At 74.4% G+C, this 18,213-nt stretch carries 19 protein-coding genes; 6 read left to right on the top strand and 13 right to left on the bottom strand.

Annotated elements, in window-relative coordinates; all coding sequences use genetic code 11:
- The first annotated feature begins 144 nt into the window (after window positions 1–144).
- From sdhC to GJV82_RS08295, 4 genes are all read left to right on the top strand, one after another.
- Complete coding sequence (gene sdhC / locus GJV82_RS08310; RefSeq protein ID WP_081772373.1) at window positions 145–528, top strand: succinate dehydrogenase, cytochrome b556 subunit; 384 nt, start codon at window positions 145–147, stop codon at window positions 526–528.
- The gene (locus GJV82_RS08305; protein ID WP_024841142.1) at window positions 528–986 is read left to right on the top strand and encodes a succinate dehydrogenase hydrophobic membrane anchor subunit; all 459 of its coding nucleotides are present in this window, start codon (window positions 528–530) and stop codon (window positions 984–986) included. The genes sdhC and GJV82_RS08305 overlap by 1 nt, the downstream gene beginning before the upstream one ends.
- A gap of 65 nt (window positions 987–1,051) precedes the next feature.
- Window positions 1,052–2,884: a succinate dehydrogenase flavoprotein subunit gene (sdhA, locus tag GJV82_RS08300; protein WP_024841141.1), complete on the top strand. Its 1,833-nt coding sequence runs from the start codon at window positions 1,052–1,054 to the stop codon at window positions 2,882–2,884.
- The gene (locus tag GJV82_RS08295) at window positions 2,884–3,651 is read left to right on the top strand and encodes a succinate dehydrogenase iron-sulfur subunit (RefSeq protein ID WP_024841140.1); all 768 of its coding nucleotides are present in this window, start codon (window positions 2,884–2,886) and stop codon (window positions 3,649–3,651) included. Before sdhA ends, GJV82_RS08295 begins: the two co-directional genes overlap by 1 nt.
- Before the next feature lie 204 nt (window positions 3,652–3,855).
- On the opposite strand, the gene GJV82_RS08290 is transcribed toward GJV82_RS08295, so the two are convergent.
- From GJV82_RS08290 to sigE, 7 genes are all read right to left on the bottom strand, one after another.
- A complete protein-coding gene (locus tag GJV82_RS08290) occupies window positions 3,856–5,013 on the bottom strand; it encodes a YihY/virulence factor BrkB family protein (protein WP_187308646.1) in 1,158 nt (385 codons plus the stop codon).
- Between the two features lie 10 nt (window positions 5,014–5,023).
- On the bottom strand, window positions 5,024–5,587 hold the full coding sequence (locus GJV82_RS08285) for a 2'-5' RNA ligase family protein (RefSeq protein WP_318657429.1): 564 nt from the start codon (window positions 5,585–5,587) through the stop codon (window positions 5,024–5,026).
- Window positions 5,584–6,669 (bottom strand): tryptophan--tRNA ligase, encoded by a 1,086-nt coding sequence (trpS, locus tag GJV82_RS08280; RefSeq protein ID WP_024841137.1) that lies wholly within the window; start codon window positions 6,667–6,669, stop codon window positions 5,584–5,586. The genes GJV82_RS08285 and trpS overlap by 4 nt, the downstream gene beginning before the upstream one ends.
- A gap of 76 nt (window positions 6,670–6,745) precedes the next feature.
- The gene (locus GJV82_RS08275; protein WP_024841136.1) at window positions 6,746–7,093 is read right to left on the bottom strand and encodes a twin-arginine translocase TatA/TatE family subunit; all 348 of its coding nucleotides are present in this window, start codon (window positions 7,091–7,093) and stop codon (window positions 6,746–6,748) included.
- Window positions 7,094–7,102: 9 nt separating this feature from the next.
- Window positions 7,103–8,590, bottom strand: a complete 1,488-nt coding sequence (locus GJV82_RS08270) for a trypsin-like peptidase domain-containing protein (protein WP_155098893.1) — start codon at window positions 8,588–8,590, stop codon at window positions 7,103–7,105.
- The gene (locus GJV82_RS08265) at window positions 8,587–9,555 is read right to left on the bottom strand and encodes a zf-HC2 domain-containing protein (RefSeq protein WP_318657428.1); all 969 of its coding nucleotides are present in this window, start codon (window positions 9,553–9,555) and stop codon (window positions 8,587–8,589) included. The genes GJV82_RS08270 and GJV82_RS08265 overlap by 4 nt, the downstream gene beginning before the upstream one ends.
- Window positions 9,552–10,175 carry an RNA polymerase sigma factor SigE gene (sigE, locus tag GJV82_RS08260; protein ID WP_155098892.1) on the bottom strand — a complete coding sequence of 208 codons (624 nt, stop codon included), beginning with the start codon at window positions 10,173–10,175 and terminating at the stop codon, window positions 9,552–9,554. Before sigE ends, GJV82_RS08265 begins: the two co-directional genes overlap by 4 nt.
- A 195-nt stretch (window positions 10,176–10,370) precedes the next feature.
- Between sigE and GJV82_RS08255 the strand changes: the two genes are divergently transcribed.
- Window positions 10,371–11,024: an O-methyltransferase gene (locus GJV82_RS08255; protein ID WP_179151516.1), complete on the top strand. Its 654-nt coding sequence runs from the start codon at window positions 10,371–10,373 to the stop codon at window positions 11,022–11,024.
- A gap of 46 nt (window positions 11,025–11,070) precedes the next feature.
- On the opposite strand, the gene GJV82_RS08250 is transcribed toward GJV82_RS08255, so the two are convergent.
- From GJV82_RS08250 to dapE, 6 genes are all read right to left on the bottom strand, one after another.
- Window positions 11,071–12,696: a leucyl aminopeptidase family protein gene (locus GJV82_RS08250; RefSeq protein WP_155098891.1), complete on the bottom strand. Its 1,626-nt coding sequence runs from the start codon at window positions 12,694–12,696 to the stop codon at window positions 11,071–11,073.
- Window positions 12,697–12,864, bottom strand: a complete 168-nt coding sequence (locus GJV82_RS08245) for a DUF3117 domain-containing protein (protein WP_064506638.1) — start codon at window positions 12,862–12,864, stop codon at window positions 12,697–12,699.
- Between the two features lie 121 nt (window positions 12,865–12,985).
- Window positions 12,986–14,194 (bottom strand): hypothetical protein, encoded by a 1,209-nt coding sequence (locus tag GJV82_RS08240; RefSeq protein WP_155098890.1) that lies wholly within the window; start codon window positions 14,192–14,194, stop codon window positions 12,986–12,988.
- Window positions 14,191–15,177 (bottom strand): dihydropteroate synthase, encoded by a 987-nt coding sequence (gene folP / locus GJV82_RS08235; RefSeq protein WP_155098889.1) that lies wholly within the window; start codon window positions 15,175–15,177, stop codon window positions 14,191–14,193. Before folP ends, GJV82_RS08240 begins: the two co-directional genes overlap by 4 nt.
- A gap of 13 nt (window positions 15,178–15,190) precedes the next feature.
- Window positions 15,191–16,030 carry an LOG family protein gene (locus GJV82_RS08230; RefSeq protein WP_034604596.1) on the bottom strand — a complete coding sequence of 280 codons (840 nt, stop codon included), beginning with the start codon at window positions 16,028–16,030 and terminating at the stop codon, window positions 15,191–15,193.
- Between the two features lie 10 nt (window positions 16,031–16,040).
- Entirely contained in the window at window positions 16,041–17,168 is a 1,128-nt protein-coding gene (gene dapE, locus GJV82_RS08225; protein WP_312028563.1) for a succinyl-diaminopimelate desuccinylase, read from the bottom strand.
- A gap of 36 nt (window positions 17,169–17,204) precedes the next feature.
- Here dapE and dapD point away from each other — a divergent pair, with 36 nt between their 5' ends.
- Window positions 17,205–18,197, top strand: a complete 993-nt coding sequence (gene dapD / locus GJV82_RS08220; protein WP_051471756.1) for a 2,3,4,5-tetrahydropyridine-2,6-dicarboxylate N-succinyltransferase — start codon at window positions 17,205–17,207, stop codon at window positions 18,195–18,197.
- Window positions 18,198–18,213 lie beyond the last annotated feature (16 nt).

The raw sequence follows: 18,213 nt of genomic DNA, 5'->3' as shown, positions 1-18,213 counted from the left end.
GGTCCGCATCATGACGCCGATGTCACTATGGTGGAAGCCCAGAGACCGATGCCGACGACGGTCCCGCGGTCCGGACTGAGGGAGTTCCGGGCCACGTCCGGAACGTGACATCTCCCCCTGATCTCGCCACAGGAGGCCCCCAAAGTGCCCAGTGCACCAGCTGGCACGCTCTACCGCGGCCGTGAAGGCATGTGGTCGTGGGTCGCGCATCGCGTGACCGGCGTGCTCATCTTCTTCTTCCTGCTCGTCCACGTGCTCGACACGGCGCTGGTACGGGTGTCGCCCGAGGCGTACAACGCCGTCATCGGCACGTACCAGACGCCGATCATGGGCCTGGGCGAGGCGGGCCTCGTCGCCGCGATCGTCTTCCACGCGTTCAACGGCATCCGCATCATCCTGGTGGACTTCTGGGCCAAGGGCCCGCGGTACCAGCGCACGATGCTCTGGATCGTCGTCGGCCTGTTCGTCGTGACGATGGCGGGCTTCCTGCCGCGTCACCTCATGAACGTCTTCGGAGGGGGGCACTGATGGCCGCCGCACCCACGGTCGAGGTCGCGAACCCGCGCGACCCGTACAAGCGCCGCAAGGCCACGCGCAGCAACTACGAGCTGTACAGCTGGATCTTCATGCGCGCCTCGGGCGTCGTGCTGGTCGTCCTCATCTTCGGGCACCTCTTCGTCAACCTCATGGTCGGCGAGGGCGTGCACGCGATCGACTTCGGCTTCGTCGCCGGCAAGTGGGCCTCGCCGTTCTGGCAGATCTGGGACCTGCTCATGCTGTGGCTCGCGATGTTCCACGGCACGAACGGCGTGCGGACGATCATCAACGACTACGCCGAGCGCGACGGCACGCGCCTCGTCCTCAAGCTCGCGCTGTACCTCGCGTTCACGATCGTCACGGTGCTCGGCACGCTCGTGATCTTCACGTTCGACCCGTGCCCCGCGAACGCGCCGGCCGAGCTGCTCGCGTCGTTCTGCACGGCCTGAGCACCGCCCACCCCTCGCCCGTCTTCTCGCTCCACCCGGCTCTCTCCCAGGAGGCATCGACCCCGATGCAAACCCATCAGTACGACGTCGTCATCGTCGGCGCAGGCGGCGCCGGGATGCGCGCGGCGCTGGAGTCGTCCAGCAAGGTCCGCACGGCCGTCATCTCCAAGCTCTACCCCACGCGCTCGCACACGGGCGCCGCGCAGGGCGGCATGTGCGCCGCCCTCGCGAACGTGGAGGAGGACAACTGGGAGTGGCACACGTTCGACACGGTCAAGGGCGGCGACTACCTCGTCGACCAGGACGCCGCGGAGATCATGGCCAAGGAGGCCATCGACGCGGTGCTCGACCTCGAGCGCATGGGCCTGCCGTTCAACCGCACGCCCGAGGGCCGGATCGACCAGCGCCGGTTCGGCGGGCACACCCGCAACCACGGCGAGGCCGCGGTGCGCCGCTCGTGCTACGCCGCGGACCGTACCGGCCACATGATCCTGCAGACGCTCTACCAGCAGTGCGTCAAGCAGGACGTCGAGTTCTTCAACGAGTTCTACGTCCTCGACCTCATCACGGACCACGACCTCGCGGCGGGCGAGATCCCCGACGACGAGACGGTCACCGCGACCGGCGTCGTCGCGTACGACCTGGCGACCGGCGAGATCCACGTCTTCCAGGCGAAGGCGATCATCTTCGCGACCGGCGGCGCGGGCAAGATCTTCAAGACGACGTCCAACGCCCACACCCTCACGGGCGACGGCATGGCCCTGGCGTACCGCCGCGGCCTGCCGCTGGAGGACATGGAGTTCTTCCAGTTCCACCCGACGGGCCTCGCGGGCCTCGGCATCCTCCTGTCGGAGGCCGCCCGCGGCGAGGGCGGGATCCTGCGCAACGCGGACGGCGAGCGCTTCATGGAGCGCTACGCCCCCACCATCAAGGACCTCGCGCCGCGCGACATCGTCGCGCGCTCGATGGCGAACGAGGTGCGCGAGGGCCGCGGCGCCGGGCCGAACAAGGACTACGTCCTGCTCGACCTCACGCACCTCGAGCCCGCGCACATCGACGCGAAGCTGCCCGACATCACCGAGTTCGCGCGCACCTACCTCGGCATCGAGCCCTACACCGAGCCCGTCCCGGTGTACCCCACCGCGCACTACGCGATGGGCGGCATCCCCACCAACGTCGACGCCGAGGTGCTGCGCGACAGCAGCCACGTCGTCAAGGGCCTGTACGCGGCCGGCGAGGTCGCGTGCGTGAGCGTCCACGGCTCGAACCGCCTGGGCACCAACTCGCTGCTCGACATCAACGTCTTCGGCAAGCGCGCGGGCCGCACGGCCGCCGCGTACGCCGCGACGGCGTCGTTCACGGACCTCCCCGAGAACCCCGCGGCGGCGGTGATCGCCCAGCTCGAGGAGATGCGCAACCGCCCCGACGGCGAGCGCGTGGCCGACGTGCGCAAGGCGCTCCAGGAGACCATGGACGCCAACGCGCAGGTGTTCCGCACGGGCGAGTCGCTCAACCAGGCGCTGTCGGACATCCGCGAGCTGCAGAAGCGGTACAAGAACGTCTCGGTCCAGGACAAGGGCCGGATGTTCAACACCGACCTGCTCGAGGCGATCGAGCTCGGGTTCCTCCTCGACATCGCCGAGGTGACCGTCGTCGCGGCCATCAACCGCAAGGAGTCCCGCGGCGGCCACTACCGCGAGGACTACCCCGACCGCGACGACGCCAACTACATGCTGCACACGATGGCCTACCGCCGCCCGACGTCCGCGAGCGACGTCGCCGACGGCCACGTCGCCGGCTACTTCGACCACGTCGAGGAGTTCGACGGCTACAAGGTCGCCCTGGGCTCCAAGCCCGTCACCCAGACCCGGTACGAGCCCATGGAGCGGAAGTACTGATGACTGCCACACTCGAGAGCCCCGCCACCGAGGCCAAGGCCGGCGAGATCCCGTCGTTCGAGGTCACGCTCCGCATCCGCCGCTTCTCCCCCGAGTCGGAGCACGGCGAGGAGGCGTACTGGGACGAGTTCACCGTCCTCGCGCACGGCACGGACCGCGTGCTCGACGCCCTGCACAAGATCAAGTGGGAGCACGACGGCTCGCTGACGTTCCGCCGCTCGTGCGCGCACGGCGTGTGCGGCTCGGACGCGATGCGCATCAACGGTCGCAACCGGCTCGCGTGCAAGACGCTCCTCAAGGACGTCAACCCCGACAAGCCGATCACGGTCGAGCCGATCAAGGGCCTGCCCGTGGTCAAGGACCTCGTCGTGGACATGGAGCCGTTCTTCGCCTCCTATCGCGAGATCATGCCGTTCCTCATCACCACCGGGAACGAGCCGAGCAAGGAGCGTCTGCAGTCCGCAGAGCAGCGCGAGCGGTTCGACGACACGACCAAGTGCATCCTGTGCGCCGCGTGCACGTCGTCCTGCCCGGTGTTCTGGACCGACGGCCAGTACTTCGGCCCGGCCGCGATCGTCAACGCGCACCGCTTCATCTTCGACAGCCGCGACGAGGGCGCCACGCAGCGCCTGGAGATCCTCAACGACAAGGAGGGCGTGTGGCGCTGCCGCACGACCTTCAACTGCACCGAGGCCTGCCCGCGCGGCATCGAGGTCACGAAGGCGATCCAGGAGGTCAAGCGCGCGATGATCACGCGCGCCTTCTGACGCCGCGCCGCACGTCGAGCGGTACCGCAGACCCGCACGTAGGGCGCCGACCACCCGGTCGGCGCCCTGCGTCGTCTCCGGGGCATGGGACCGATCTGAGCGTGCTGACATCGGCAGTTTCGTCCGCGATCGGCGGTCCGGGCTGCCGACCTCGCGTGCGAGGGCCGACCTCGCGAGGACGTGCCGACCTCGCCGGACGTGCCGTCAGGTGCCGCGCGGCAGACGGGCGCGACGCACGCCGCGGACGACAGGACTCCAGGGTCGCCCTGACCCGTGACCGGCGCGCAGGCGCTCCTCGGCCGACGGCGCCGCTCCCGCCCCGGGACCTCCCTCGCCCGCGGCGTGGCGTGCCGTGCGGGTGTGACGGGCGTCCCCCGGGTGCGCGCCGTCGACGACGGGGAGCTCGGGGCGGCCGTCGCGCGCGTGGCGGGCGCCCTTCTCGTGTCCCGGCGGGCTCGGCGGTCGCGGCGGGTCGGCCATCCAGGCGCACGCGAGGAGGAGGACGCGCGCGGTGAGGTTCACGAGGATCAGCAGGGTCGCGAGCACCGCGAACGACGCGAGCAGCGCGTTCCTGCTGGCGCTGTTCGCGACGAACGTGGACCCGAGGTAGCGCAGGACGGCGAAGCCCGCCGCCGCCGCGCCCGCCCCGATCAGCAGGTCCCGACGACGCGGGTGCACCCCCGCGAGCAGCCGGACGACGACCACCACCACGAGGACGTCGAGCAGCACGCTGACGAGCACGCCGGCGCCCGTCACGAGGACGGCCGGGCCGCCCGCGAGGCCGATCCAGGACATGACCCGGTTCCCGAGCGTCGTCACCGCGATCCCCGCGACGGCGGAGACGAGCATGCTCAGGGCGAGCAGGAAGAACCCCAGGAGCGCGCGGAGTCGGGCGAGCAGGGCGCTCTGGCCGACGTCGCTCACCCCGAACATCGTCCGCACGGCGCCGCGCAGGTGGTACATGAACGACATCACGGAGAACAGCAGGACCACACCGGCCACGACGCTCGTGACGCTGAGTCCCGACGTGAGCACGAGCTCGTCGGGCGAGATGACGCCCGAGGCGCCGTCGACGGCGATGAGCCCCGGGACGAGGTCGTTGATCTCCGCGAAGACGGCGTCCATGAGCTCGCGCCGCCCGCCGAGCACGCGCACGAACACGGTGTAGCCGATCGCCAGGGCGGCGAAGAGCGAGAAGAGGGCCGAGTACGCGATCCCGCCGCACAGCAGCGCCCCGCGGGAGTAGAGGTAGCGGTAGGTCGCGCGGCCCGGGCGGCTGTCCTTCCACCACTCCAGGAGCGCGTGCGCGCGGTCCCTCGTGCGCGCGAGGACGCCGCGGGGCGTGGTTCCGGGCGTCGTCACGCCCCGCACCCTACGAGCCGGTCGCCGTCCCGGCATCCGCGGTGAGCGGGAAGACCTGCTCGGGCCGCCAGACCCCGTCGTCGCCGTGCTCGTAGAGCGAGAAACCGGCGACCTCGAACCGGGCCTCGTACGTGGCCATCTCGTCGAACGCGGCGTCGAGCGCGGCGTCGGGCACCTCGTGCGCGACGGTCACGTGCGGGTGGTAGTTGAACCGCAGCTCCTGGGCGAGCGGGCCGGTCCGGATGGTGCGCTCCAGGTGCTCGCACTCGGCGATGCCCTCGACCACCTGGATGAAGACGACGGGCGAGATCGGCCGGAAGGTCGCGCTCCCCCGCAGGTGGACCTGGAACGGCGCCGCCGTCGCGGCGACCGCGGCGAGGTGGGCCCGCGCGGCGTCCAGCTCGGACGGGTCGAGCACCGTAGGGCCGAGGAGCGTGACGTGGGGCGGGATCGAGCGCGCGAGCGGGTCCCCGAACCGGGCGCGCGCGTCCTGGAGCTGCGTCGCGAACGGCTCGGGCACCTCGATCGCGATGCCGATCCGGACCTGGTCCGGACCACGCTCCGGGAGGTTCACGCCGCCGGCCCTCCGACGGGCAGGAGACCGACGCGGTCGTAGATCCGGGCGAGGGTGCCCGCGGCGATCTCGCGGGCCTTCTGCGCGCCGCGCGCGAGGACGGCGTCGAGCTCGGCCGGGTCCGCGAGGTAGGCGTTCGCGCGCTCCTGGAACGGCACGAGGAAGTCGACCACGACGTCCGCGAGGTCGACCTTGAGCCGGCCGTAGCCCTGGCCGTCGTACTCGGCGGCGATGGCCTCGACGTCGCGCCCCGTGAGCGCGGAGTAGATGGTGAGGAGGTTCGAGACGCCCGGCTTGGCGACCGGGTCGTACCGGATCTCCGTGTCCGAGTCGGTCGCGGCCGAGCGGATCCGCTTCGCGGCGACCTTCGGGTCCTCCAGCAGCCAGATGACGCCCTTGCCGTTGGACGACGACTTGCTCATCTTCGCCGTCGGCTCCTGCAGGTCGTAGATCTTGGCCACGGACCGCACGATGTGCGCCTCCGGCACGACCGCCGTCCCCTCGCCGAAGCGCGTGTTGAGGCGCACCGCCAGGTCGCGCGTGAGCTCGAGGTGCTGGCGCTGGTCCTCCCCGACGGGCACGAGCGCCGCGTCGTACAGGAGGATGTCCGCCGCCATGAGGACCGGGTAGGTGAACAGGCCGACCGTCGTGCCGTCGGCACCCTGCTTGGCGGACTTGTCCTTGAACTGGGTCATGCGCCCGGCCTCGCCGAAGCCCGTCTGGCACGACAGCACCCACGACAGCTCGGCGTGCTGCGGCACGTGGGACTGGACGAACAGGGCCGACCGCTCCGGGTCGACGCCGCCCGCGAGGTACTGCGCGGCGGTGCGGCGCGTGCGCTCGCGCAGACGCTCGGGGTCGGGGTTGACGGTGAGCGCGTGGAGGTCGACCACGCAGTACAGCGCGTCGTAGGAGTCCTGGAGGGCGACCCACTGGCGCAGCGCGCCGATGTAGTTCCCGAGCTGCAGGGAGTCCTCGGTGGGCTGCATGCCCGAGAGGATCCGTGGGCGGGTGCCGGCCGGTGCTCCGGCCTCCTGCGTGGTCACCGGGACCGGTGCCGAACCGATGTGCGTCGCCTCCATGGACATTGCCCCATTCTGACAGGTGGTGCCGCGCCGGAACGAATCGCCTTCCGCCCCCGAGCGGGAGCGGCGCGGCTCAGGTCGCCTCGTCGTCGAACGGCGCGGGGCCGTCCAGGGGCGCCGCGGAGGGCGCACGGGGCGGCGGCGGGGCGACGCGCTCGCGCACCGGCTCGTCGTCGAGGAGCGCCTCACGGACGATGCGGCGCGGGTCGTACTGGCGCGGGTCGAGCTTGGACCAGTCGACGTCCGCGATCTCCTCGCCGATCTCGGCGTCGACCCGGGCCTTCGCGTCCTGGAGGTACCCGCGCGCGGAGCGCACGAACGAGCCGAGCTGCTCGGCGTACCGGGGCAGGCGCTCGGGACCGATGACGACGACCGCCACGACGAGGAGCACGATGAACTCTGCTCCGTTGATCCCGAACACGCGGACAGACTACTCGCTCGTGGCCTCGTCGAGGACGACGCGCACGTCGCGCTCCCGGTCCCCCGTCCGCACGCGCAGCGTCACGGCGTCGCCGGGGGCCTTCGCGCGGATCGCGACGATGAGCTCGTCGGACTCCGTGACGGGCCGCCCGTCGATCGACAGGATGACGTCCCCGGGGCGGATGCCGGCCGCGTCGGCCGGGCCGTCGGGCGTCACGGCGGGCGTGCCCTGCTGCGAGTCGGTCGAGACCTGGACGCCCTCGCCCTGGTAGCGCTGGTCGAGGAGCACGCCGATCACGGGGTAGGTCGCGACGCCGTCCGCGATGAGCTGCTCGGCGGTGCGCCTCGCCTGGTTGGACGGGATGGCGAAGCCGAGACCGATGCTCCCCGTGGCCGCGGTGCTCCCGGGCGGCTGCGCGATCGCCGAGTTGATGCCCACGACCTCCCCGCGCCCGTTGACGAGCGGGCCGCCCGAGTTGCCGGGGTTGATGGCCGCGTCGGTCTGGATCGCGTTGATGAACGCGGTCTCGGCGGCCGCGCCCGCCTGGACCGGCCGGTTGAGGGCGCTGATGATGCCGGTGGTCACGGTGCCGTTGAGCCCCAGCGGCGCGCCGACGGCGACCACGGGGTCGCCCACGACCACGTCGTCGGAGTCCCCGAGCGCGAGCGGCGTGAGTCCGGAGTCCTCGACCTTGACGACCGCGAGGTCGTAGTCGACCGTGCGGCCCACGAGCTCTGCGGGGCTCTCGTGCCCGTCGGAGAACAGCACGACGACCTCGCCCCCGTCGGCCGCCCCGGCGACGACGTGGTTGTTGGTGAGGATGTACCCGTCCTCGCGCAGCACGAAGCCCGAGCCCGTCGCGACCCCCTCCGCGCCGCGGACCTGGAGCGAGACGACGCTCGGGAGCACGCTCGCGGCGATGTCCGCGACGGACCCGGCCGGACGGTCGGCGCCCGGCTCGACGCTCGCGGGCGGCAGCGACGACGTGAACGCGCCGGGCGCGCGGTCGTCGAGGAGCCGGTCCGCGGCGACGCCGCCGACCCCGCCCGCGACGAGCGCGAGCGCGGCGACGCCCGCGACCGCCGCCGGACGGATCCCTCGACGCCCCGCACCGCGCGAGGCGGCGCCCGGCGCGGCGACGAGGGTCGGGTCGACCGAGCCGCCGGGTCGGTCCGGGGCGGTCGGCGGCTCGGGCTCGCCGAACGCACGCAGCGTCTCCCAGGGGTCGGCCGGGGGCGTCGGCCCCGACGCGGCCGGCGCCGGCTCGACGCCCGGCGTGGCCGTCGCGCCCGTGCCGGGCGCAGGAGCGCCCGGGGAGGCCGACGTGGAGCCGGGGCCCGGCCCCACGACGGGCGGTGGCGGGACGGGCCCGGGTCCCGCCGGAGTCGACGGCGGGACGGGCGAGACGCTGCGGTACGTCGACGGGGGCGCGAACGGGTTGGGCGCCGCCTCGCGCGCGTCGGGGTGCTCCGGGCCGCCGGTGCGGGGGTCGGTCATGAGGTGCCGAGCGCTCCTGTCATCGTCGTCCAGCCCCGGGAGATGCGCGCCGGGACCCCGGCATCGTAGTCACGCGCCGGGAAGGCCGCCACGAGGGCGGCGACCGTCTCCTGCTCGGTGTCCGCGACGACGTCGATCACGGTGTCGCCCGACTGCCACACGACGTGCCACGGCTCGTCGGACAGCACGTGGACGCGTCGCCCGTCCACGTCCCACGTCTCGGCGCCCGCGAGCGCCGAGGCGTCGAGCAGCCCGGCCTGCTCGCGCACGACCGCCTCGCCGTCCGGGGCGGCGAGGTCGAGCTCGAGGAGGTGCCGCGCGGCGTCGTCGCGCACGTCGACGAGCTCGAACCCGGGCGGGAGCGCCGTCGGGCACGTCCACCCCTGGTCGTCGAGCGCTTCGAGGACGGCCCCCGCGTCCTCGACGGCGACGGGGCCCGTCCCGGGCTCACCGGCCGGCTCGGTGCGCGCGCCGCCGACGACATGCGCACCGGTCGTGCGGGGCGTCGCCTGAGCGAGCACGCGCAGAGGGTCGCTGCGGTGCAGGTCGGGCGTGACGAGCGGGCTCTCGCCGAGCGCGAAGAGCCCGACGGCCGCGACCCCCACCCCGGCGACGACGAGCCCGGCGACGCGCCGCCGCACGGACCCGCGGCGCACCTCGCCGCTCCACTCCCCGCGCGGCAGCGGCACGGGCTGGGACCAGGGGTCGACCGCGACGGGCGCGGACCGCAGCGGGTCGCCCTCGCTCGGGGGGATCTGCGCGGACAGCGCGAGCAAGCGGGCGGCGAGGTCGGGGGCGGGCTCGACCGGTCCGGCCGAGCTCAGGGCGCGCCGCGCGGCGCGCGCCGCGGACAGCTCGGCCGCGCAGCGCGCGCACGCGGCCACGTGCTCGAGCGCGCGCTCCGCCTCGGCGGGCGAGAGCTGCCCGTCGACGAGGGCGGAGAGCCGGGACCCGAGGTGCGTCACGCCACCCCCCGGGCGGCCACGGGCGTCGGGGCGCCGTCCGACGCGGGACGGTCGGCGGGGTCGCGGTGCGGGAGCGCGGCGCGCAGCTGCGAGCGCGCGCGGTGGATCCGCGAGCGGACCGTGCCGAGCTTGATGCCCAGCGTGACGGCGATCTCCTCGTAGGACAGGCCCTCGATGTCGCACAGGACGACGGCCGCGCGGTACTCGGGCGAGAGCGCGTCGAGCGCGCGCTGCACGTCGTGGTCGAGGTGCGTGTGCTCGAACCCGCGCTCCGGCTGGGCCTCGACGCGCGCCGGGTACTGCCCGTCGTCGTCGCCCATCGCCTCCATGCGGATGCGCTGCTTGCGACGCACCTGGTCGAGGAAGAGGTTGGTCGTGATCCGGTGGAGCCAGCCCTCGAACGTCCCGGGCGTGTAGCTCGACAGCGAGCGGAACACCCGGACGAACGTCTCCTGCGTGAGGTCCTCGGCGTCGTGCCGGTTTCCCGTCAGGCGGTAGGCGAGCCGGTAGACCCGCGCGGAGTGCTCGCGGACGATCGCGTCCCACGACGGCGCGACCCACGCGCCCTCGTCCGTGCCGTGCGTGCTGCTGCCTGGTCCTGCGTCGTCCACGTGGTCCATCGTCCCAGAAGAACGCCCGGCACCCCGGTGGTGTTCCCCTCTCCCCCGCCGGACGTCCGCGCGACGTCCACGGCGCACGCACACCCGCGGCGGCGCGGGAACGGGCCGGCGTCGGGGGTGGCGGGTACGATCCGAGACAGCACGCCCGGTCCGCACCCGCGGGCGCACCGCACGAGGGACCACCAGGAGGCAGCGATCACCAGCGACGTCGGCACCCACCGCAGCGCCAAGGCGGCGAGCTGGGTGTACAGCGAGGAGTTCGTCCCCGAGGACGAGGTGCTCCTGCGTGCGCGCGACCGCGCCGCCGAGCTCGGCTGCCCCGCCGTCCTGCCGGGCGTCGGCGCCGTGCTCCAGGTGCTCGCCGCGTCGCTGGCGGCGCGCGCCGTCGTCGAGATCGGCACCGGCACGGGCGTGGCGTCGATCTGGCTCCTGCGCGGCATGCCCGCCGACGGCGTGCTCACGACGATCGACGTCGAGGTCGAGCACCAGCGCGCCGCGAAGGAGGCGTTCGCCGAGGAGGGCGTGCCGTCCGCACGCACCCGGACGATCCCGGGCCGCGCGAGCGAGGTCCTCCCCCGCCTGACCGACGGCGCGTACGACCTCGTGCTCGTGGGCGCGGACAAGCACAGCTACCCGGAGTACGTCGAGCAGGGCCTGCGTCTGCTGCGGCCCGGCGGTGTCCTCGCCGTGGACGGCGCCCTCTCGCACGACCGGGTCGCCGACCCGGCGCGCCGCGACGAGGTGACGACGATCGTCCGTGAGGTCGGCCGGTCGCTGCGGTCGGACGAGCGCGTGCTCCCGGCGCTCCTGCCGAGCGGCGACGGGCTCCTGCTCGCCGTGCGGCGCTGACCCGGGCGCGTCCCTCCCCCGAGCGGCACAGGGGTCGCGCCGCGGCTCAGAGAGTGCCGAGCGCCTCGAGCAGGAGCCGTGCGCCGAACCCCGTCGCGCCCGTCACGACCTCGTGGCGGTCCGCCGTCGCGCGCGCGGGACCGGCCACGTCGAGGTGCGCCCACGGGACGTCACCCGCGAACTCGCGCAGGAACAGCGCAGCCGTGATCGCGCCCCCACCCGGGTTCTCCGCCGGGACGTGCCGGAGGTCGGCGACCTCGGAGCGCAGCGCGCCCGCGTAGTCCTCGACGAGCGGCATGCGCCACACGCGCTCGCCCGTGGTCGCCGCGGCCTCCTCGATCGTCCCGGCGACGTCGTCGTCCGTGGCGAAGAGCGCGGCGTGCCCGCGGCCGAGACCGAGCGTCGCCGCGCCTGTGAGCGTCGCGACGTCGACGAGGACGTCCGGTGCGAGGTCGCGCACCGCGTACCCGATCGCGTCGGCGAGCACGAGGCGACCCTCGGCGTCGGTGTTGGCGACCTCGACCGTCCGGCCCGACCACGTGCGCACCACGTCCCCGGGGCGGTACGACGCCGCGCCCACGTGGTTCTCCGCGAGCGGGAGCACCGCGGTGACGCGCCGGTCCGAGCGCGCGCGGGCGGCGCCGAGCACGACGGCGAGCGCCACGGCGGCCCCCGCCATGTCGGTCTTCATGGGCACCATCGCCTCGCGCGGCTTGATGGACAGCCCGCCCGTGTCGTACGTGATGCCCTTGCCGACGACGACGACGTGCCGGGCGGCCGTGCCGGGCGCGACGACGCCGTGGTCGACGGGGTCGTAGGTGAGCGTCACGAGCCGGGGCGGCCGGGCGGACCCGCCGCCCACCGCGCGGATCGCGCCGAAGCCCTCGCGCTCGAGCTCTGCCGGCCCGCGCACGGTGACGTCGAGCCCCAGGCCGTCGGCGAGCTCCGCCGCGCGGTCGGCGAACCACGCCGGGTCCTTGACGTCGGACGGCGTGTTGGCGAGGTCGCGGACGAGCCAGGTGGCCTCCACGGCACGGCTCGCGGCCTCGACCGACGGCGTGACGTCCGGCTGGTCCTCGGGCGTGAGCAGGACGAGCTGCGCGGCGGGCGCCTCGGCGTCCGCGCCCTTCTCGGCGGCGGTGCGCCGGGGCTGGGTGTACGCGGCGAGCTGGTAGCCCTCGACGAAGGCGCGGACGCCCTCGGGACCGGCGTCCGCCGTCGCGGCGCTCACGACCCGATCGAGACCACGAGACACGCGCGCGAGGGCCGCGCCCGCGCGCCGCAGGTCGAGCGCGGTGCCCGACCCGACGCCGAGCAGCAGGAGGCGTGGCGGCAGGCCCGCCCAGGGCAGCCGGGTCGTCGAGCCGGCGTGCACGCGCGGCAGGTCGACCCGCGCGACCTCCCCCGACGCGCCGCGGAAGCCGGGCCCGCCCGCACGCTCGGCGAGCTCGGCGAGGTCGACGCCGTACCGCAGCGTCGCGTCGATCGTGCCGGACCGCGGCTGGAGCCCGTCGTCCGCCTCGCGGGGCGGCGCGACGGCGACCACGACGGCGTCGACCTGCGCGTCGTCGAGGAGGGCGGCGTCGCTCAGCCGGCCCCGGGCGCCGACCACCTCGGGCGGCGTGCGGCCGGGCGTCGGGGTGCCGGGGTTCCGGCGGTCACGTGCGGGCAATCAGCCCACCACGGCCTGGAGCGCCTCACCCAGCTCGCTGGCCTCGGTCGCGTTGAGCTCGACCACCAGGCGTCCACCACCCTCGAGCGGGACCCGCATGACGATGCCTCGCCCCTCCTTGGTGACCTCCAGCGGTCCGTCACCCGTCCGCGGCTTCATCGCAGCCATCGATGGCTCTCCATTTCCGTTGTCCCGAGTCCACCCCGCACGCGCGAGGAGGGGCGTCCGACCTCGGACGACGCCCGGGGAACAGTCTAGTTCACGACTGCCGACATCTCGGGCGTGCCGGTCACGGCGGCCAGCCCGACGGCGGGACGAGGCGCCACAGCGACCAGACCCACCACGCCTGGCCCGCGACGGACGCCACGACGACCGCGCCGAGCCACGCGCGCGAGCGCGTCCACCCCGCGGTGACCGCGGCGAGCGGGAACGCCAGGAGGAGGAACCGCACGAGCGACGTCCCCGGCTGGACGGCGGCGACGAGGTACGCGAGGTACGCGCCGGACCACGCGTGCATCTCGGGGCCCAGCCGCGCCGCGACGGGGTTGAGGACGAGCGCGGCCGCGGCGAGGAGGACGAGCACCAGGAGCCACGGGCCGGCGTCGCCCGCGAGCCACCGCGACACGTCCACCCACGGGACGAACGGCACGACCTCCGCGCCGCCGCGCCACGCCTCCTGCGTGCGGAAGTACCCCTGGTGCACGCCCGTGACGACGGTGCACAGCCACGGCCACACGAGCCCGGCGGCGAGGGACGCGACGAGCAGCGCGCCGAGCCGCGCGGCGTCGGCGGCGGCGAGCCCGCCCCGGCGCCACCGCACGACCCCGTGCCACACCACGACCGCGGCCATCGGCAGCGCGACGGCGCGCGAGAGGCCGAGCAGGACGATCACGAGCGCGGCCCACCCGTAGCGGCGCCGCGCGAGCAGCAGCAGCGCGGCCGCCACGAGGAGCAGCGCGAGGGACTCCGTGTAGGCGACCTGCAGCACGGGGCTCGACGGGAAGACGCTCACGAGCAGGACGGTCGCGAGCGGGAGGCCCGGCCGCCGCGCGACGGCCGCCGCACCGGCGGTGGCGACGAGGCGGTGGATCACGAGCGCGGCCCCGGCGCCGCACACGAGCGCGACCGTCGGGGCGAGCACGTCCCACCCGAGGCCCGTGACGGCGTCGAGCGCGCGCACGAGCGCGGGGAAGAGCGGGAAGAACGCCCAGACGTTCTGCTGCACGGCGCCGTCGGCGCCGACGGGGAGCGTGTCGGGGTAGCCGCTCGCGTAGATCTGCTCGTACCAGCTCGCGTCCCACATGCGCGCCACGTACGCCGTGTACGACGGCGCCGCGTCCGTCCAGAGGTTCGCCTCCTGGGCGCGCGCGACGACGAGGAGGATCCCGGCGCTCACGCCGCGCGCGAGGGCGTAGACCGCGAGGACCTGCGTCCACCAGGGCCAGGTCGTGGGGCGCGCGAGCCGCGCGCGCGACGCAGCGGCGAGCGACGTCGTCACGCGAGGCCCCGGACCGCGGCCGCGGGCGCGGCCTCGTCCCGGACCGCGGCGACGAGGTCGAGCACGCGGCGGGTCGCCGCGACGTCGTGCGCCCGGAACACGCGCGCGCCGAGCCACGCCGCGACCGCCGTCGCGGCGAGCGTGCCCTCGAGCCGCTCGTCCGCGGGCAGGTCGAGCGTCTCGCCCACGAAGTCCTTGCGCGACAGCGCCATGAGCAGCGGGAAGCCCAGCCCGGCGAGCACCTCCGTGCGGCGCAGGAGGTGCAGCGAGTGCCACGTGTTCTTGCCGAAGTCGTGCGTCGGGTCCACGAGGACCGACGCCCGCGGGACACCGCACGCGACCGCGCGCTCCGCCGCGGTGCGCACCGTCGCCACGACGTCCTGCACGACGCCGTCGCGCGGGTCGGCCGCGCCGGGGCGCGCCGGGTAGGCGACGCGGTACGGGTCGGTGCGGGGCCGCGCGCCCCCGGTGTGGGAGCACACGACCCCCACCCCGTGCTGCCCCGCGACCTCGACGAGGTGAGGGTCGTGGCCCGCCCACGTGTCGTTGATCAGGTCGGCGCCCGCGAGCGCCGCCTCGTGCGCGACCTCGGCACGCCACGTGTCGACGCTCACGAGCAGGTCGGGGAACTCGGCGCGCACGCGCTCGACGAACGGCACGACGCGCCGGACCTCTTCCACGGGCGTGACCTCGGGGCCGACGCCGGCGCGCACGCCGCCCACGTCGAGGATCTCGGCGCCCTCGGTCGCCGCGCGCTCGACCGCGGCGAGAGCGGCCCGGTCGTCGAGCTGGCGGGCGCCGGCGTAGAACGAGTCGTCCGTGCGGTTGACGATCGCCATCACCGCCGGACGGTCGAGGACCCTCCCGCGCAGGACGAGCGACGTGCCGCGGGGCGGCACGCCGAGCGGCGGCAGCGGCACGGCCACGTCGTCGGGGTGCTCGTCGGTCGGCGCACCGGACGCGCCGGGCCCGGGCGAGGCCATCGCGACGCGTCCGTCAGCTCGCGTCGCCGGCCTGGGAGCGCGCGAGCTCCTCGGTGGCCTCGAGCTCCTCGGCGCGCAGCTCCGCGCCCCGCGCGCACACGTACTCGACGGCTTCGGCGGGGTCGTCGCACAGGTGGACGAGGTCGAGGTCGTGCGCGCTGATCATGCCGCGCCCCACGACGGCGTCGCGCGCCCAGTCGATCAGGCCGCTCCAGTAGTCGGTGCCCACGAGCGCGACCGGGAACTCCGTGATCTTGTGCGTCTGGACGAGCGTGAGCGCCTCGAACAGCTCGTCGAACGTCCCGAACCCGCCCGGCAGGACGACGAAGCCCTGGGCGTACTTGACGAACATCGTCTTGCGCGCGAAGAAGTAACGGAAGTTCACGCCGAGGTTGACGTACCGGTTCATGCCCTGCTCGAAGGGCAGCTCGATCCCGAGGCCCACGGACAGGCCGCCTGCCTCGGACGCCCCCTTGTTCGCCGCCTCCATGATGCCCGGGCCGCCGCCCGTGATGACCGCGAAGCCCTCGTCGACGAGCCGCCGGCCGACGTCCTCGGCGAGCGCGTAGTCCGGGTGGTCCGGCTTCGTGCGCGCGGACCCGAACACGGACACCGCCGGACCGACCTCCGCGAGCGCGCCGAAACCCTCGACGAACTCGCTCTGGATCCGCATGACGCGCCACGGGTCGGAGTGCACCCAGTCGGCGCTCCCCCGCGAGTCGAGCAGGCGCTGGTCCGTCGTCTGGCGCGGGATCTGGTCGCCGCGCAGGAGGACCGGCCCCTTGCGGTACCCGGTCCCGGCCTGGGGCACGCCGTCGTCGGAACCTGGCTGGTCACGCACCGTGTCGCTCATGGTCACGAGCCTATGCCGCGGGGGCGGCGGTGAGCCACGCACGCAACGCGTCGCGGCACAGCGCGAGCTGGCCCACGGGGCACCGCTCGTCGTCCTTGTGCGCGAGCAGCGGGTCGCCGGGGCCGAAGTTCACGGCCGGGACGCCCAGCTCCGCGAACCGCGCGACGTCGGTCCAGCCGTACTTCGGGGCCGGGGCCCCGCCCGTCACGCCCAGCACCGCCGCCGCGAAGTCGGCCGCGAGCGGGTCGTCGAGGCCGGGACGGGCGCCCGGCGCCGCGTCCGCGAGCACGACCTCGAAGCCGTCGAACAGCTCGCGCACGTGCGCCTCGGCCTGCGCGACCGTGCGCGACGGCGCGAACCGGAAGTTGACCGTGACCACGCACTCGTCCGGGACGACGTTGCCCGCGATCCCCCCGCGGATCCCGACCGCGTTCATGCCCTCGCGGTACACGAGCCCGTCGACCTCGATCTCCTGCGGGACGTACGCGGCGAGGCGGTCGAGCACCTCGTGCGCCGCGTGGATCGCGTTGTGCCCCGTCCACGCGCGCGCGGAGTGCGCCGCGACGCCCGGCACGCGCACCTCCGCGCGCAGCGTGCCGTTGCACCCGCCCTCCAGGCCGGCGGACGTCGGCTCGCCGAGCACCGCGAAGTCCGCCTCCAGCAGGTCCGGGCGGGTGCGGGCGAGCCGCCCGAGGCCGTTGAGGTCGGCCGCGACCTCCTCGTTGTCGTAGAACACCCAGGTGACGTCCTGCGCGGGTGCGTCGAGCTCGGCTGCGAGCGCCAGGGCGACCGCCACGCCGCCCTTCATGTCGACCGTGCCCCGGCCCCACACCTCCGCGTGCGCGCCCTCCCCCACGACGCGCGTCGGCAGGTTCGGCGGGTCGGTGAGCGGCACCGTGTCCAGGTGGCCCGCGACCACGACGCGCCGGTCGCGCCCGAGCGTCGTGCGCGCGACGACCGCGTCGCCGTCGCGCACGACCTCCAGGTGCGGGTACGCGCGCAGCGCGGCCTCGACCGCGTCGGCGAGCGCCCCCTCCGTCCCGCTCACGGACGGGACGTCGCACACCGCGCGGAAGAGCGCGACGAGGTCGCCGTCGAGGTCGAGCACGGGCGTGGTACCGCGGACAGGAGAGGTCACGCCAGCACCCTACCGGCGGCGGATAGGGTGGTGCGCATGACTTCTGCGACCCCCGCGACCGCCGCCACGGCGGCCGCCTCCGAGCCGCGGACGGCGTGGGGCTTCGGCCTGGCGACCGTCGCCGACGACGGCACGACCCTCGACGTCTGGTACCCCTCCCCGGCCCTCGGCACCGCGCCGGCCGACCCGACCGCCCCCGCCTCGCTCGACGCCCTCACCGAGCGCGACGAGGTACGCGGCGTCGACGTCGTCGTCGTGCGCACCGAGATCGACCTCGACGCCGCGCCCGCGGACACCGCCGACGCGTACCTGCGCCTGCACCTGCTGTCCCACCGCCTCGTCGTGCCGCACGGGCTCAACCTCGACGGGCTCTTCGGCGTCCTCGCCAACGTCGTGTGGACCAACCACGGCGCGTGCGCCGTCGACGGCTTCGAGGAGACGCGGCTGCGCCTGCGCGCCACCGGGCAGCCCGTCACCGTGTACGGCGTGGACAAGTTCCCTCGCATGGTCGACTACGTCGTCCCCTCGGGCGTCCGCATCGCCGACGCCGACCGCGTGCGCCTCGGCGCGCACCTCGCCCCCGGCACGACCGTGATGCACGAGGGCTTCGTCAACTTCAACGCGGGCACGCTCGGCACCTCGATGGTCGAGGGCCGCATCTCCGCGGGCGTCGTGGTCGGCGACGGGTCCGACGTCGGCGGCGGCGCGTCCATCATGGGCACGCTCTCCGGCGGCGGCCGCGAGGTCATCTCCGTCGGCCGGCGCTCCCTCCTCGGGGCCAACGCCGGCCTCGGCATCCCGCTCGGTGACGACTGCGTCGTCGAGTCCGGCCTGTACGTCACCGCCGGGACCAAGGTGACCGTCGTCGGGCAGACCGACGACGCGGGCGCCCCGCTCGTCGTCAAGGCGCGCGACCTCGCGGGCCGTTCCGGCATCCTCTTCCGGCGCAACTCCCTCACGGGCGGGGTCGAGGCGGTCTCGCGCACCGGCGCGGGCGTCGAGCTCAACGCCGCGCTGCACGCGAACTGAACCCCCGCACGAGCAC

This window comes from Cellulosimicrobium composti, from assembly GCF_009711085.1.
Lineage (GTDB): Bacteria > Actinomycetota > Actinomycetes > Actinomycetales > Cellulomonadaceae > Cellulosimicrobium > Cellulosimicrobium composti.
Note: the sequence above shows the minus strand (reverse complement) of the source record. Positions and strands in the feature narration are given on the sequence as shown.

Coding starts and splice junctions, on each gene's coding strand:
- GJV82_RS08305 (WP_024841142.1), top strand. CDS start 528: ATGGCCGCCGCACCCACGGTCGAGGTCGCGAACCCGCGCGACCCGTAC.
- sdhA (WP_024841141.1), top strand. CDS start 1,052: ATGCAAACCCATCAGTACGACGTCGTCATCGTCGGCGCAGGCGGCGCC.
- GJV82_RS08295 (WP_024841140.1), top strand. CDS start 2,884: ATGACTGCCACACTCGAGAGCCCCGCCACCGAGGCCAAGGCCGGCGAG.
- trpS (WP_024841137.1), bottom strand. CDS start 6,669: ATGGAGGCGACGCACATCGGTTCGGCACCGGTCCCGGTGACCACGCAG.
- GJV82_RS08270 (WP_155098893.1), bottom strand. CDS start 8,590: ATGACCGACCCCCGCACCGGCGGCCCGGAGCACCCCGACGCGCGCGAG.
- sigE (WP_155098892.1), bottom strand. CDS start 10,175: ATGGACCACGTGGACGACGCAGGACCAGGCAGCAGCACGCACGGCACG.
- GJV82_RS08245 (WP_064506638.1), bottom strand. CDS start 12,864: ATGGCTGCGATGAAGCCGCGGACGGGTGACGGACCGCTGGAGGTCACC.
- folP (WP_155098889.1), bottom strand. CDS start 15,177: ATGGCCTCGCCCGGGCCCGGCGCGTCCGGTGCGCCGACCGACGAGCAC.
- GJV82_RS08230 (WP_034604596.1), bottom strand. CDS start 16,030: ATGAGCGACACGGTGCGTGACCAGCCAGGTTCCGACGACGGCGTGCCC.
- dapD (WP_051471756.1), top strand. CDS start 17,205: ATGACTTCTGCGACCCCCGCGACCGCCGCCACGGCGGCCGCCTCCGAG.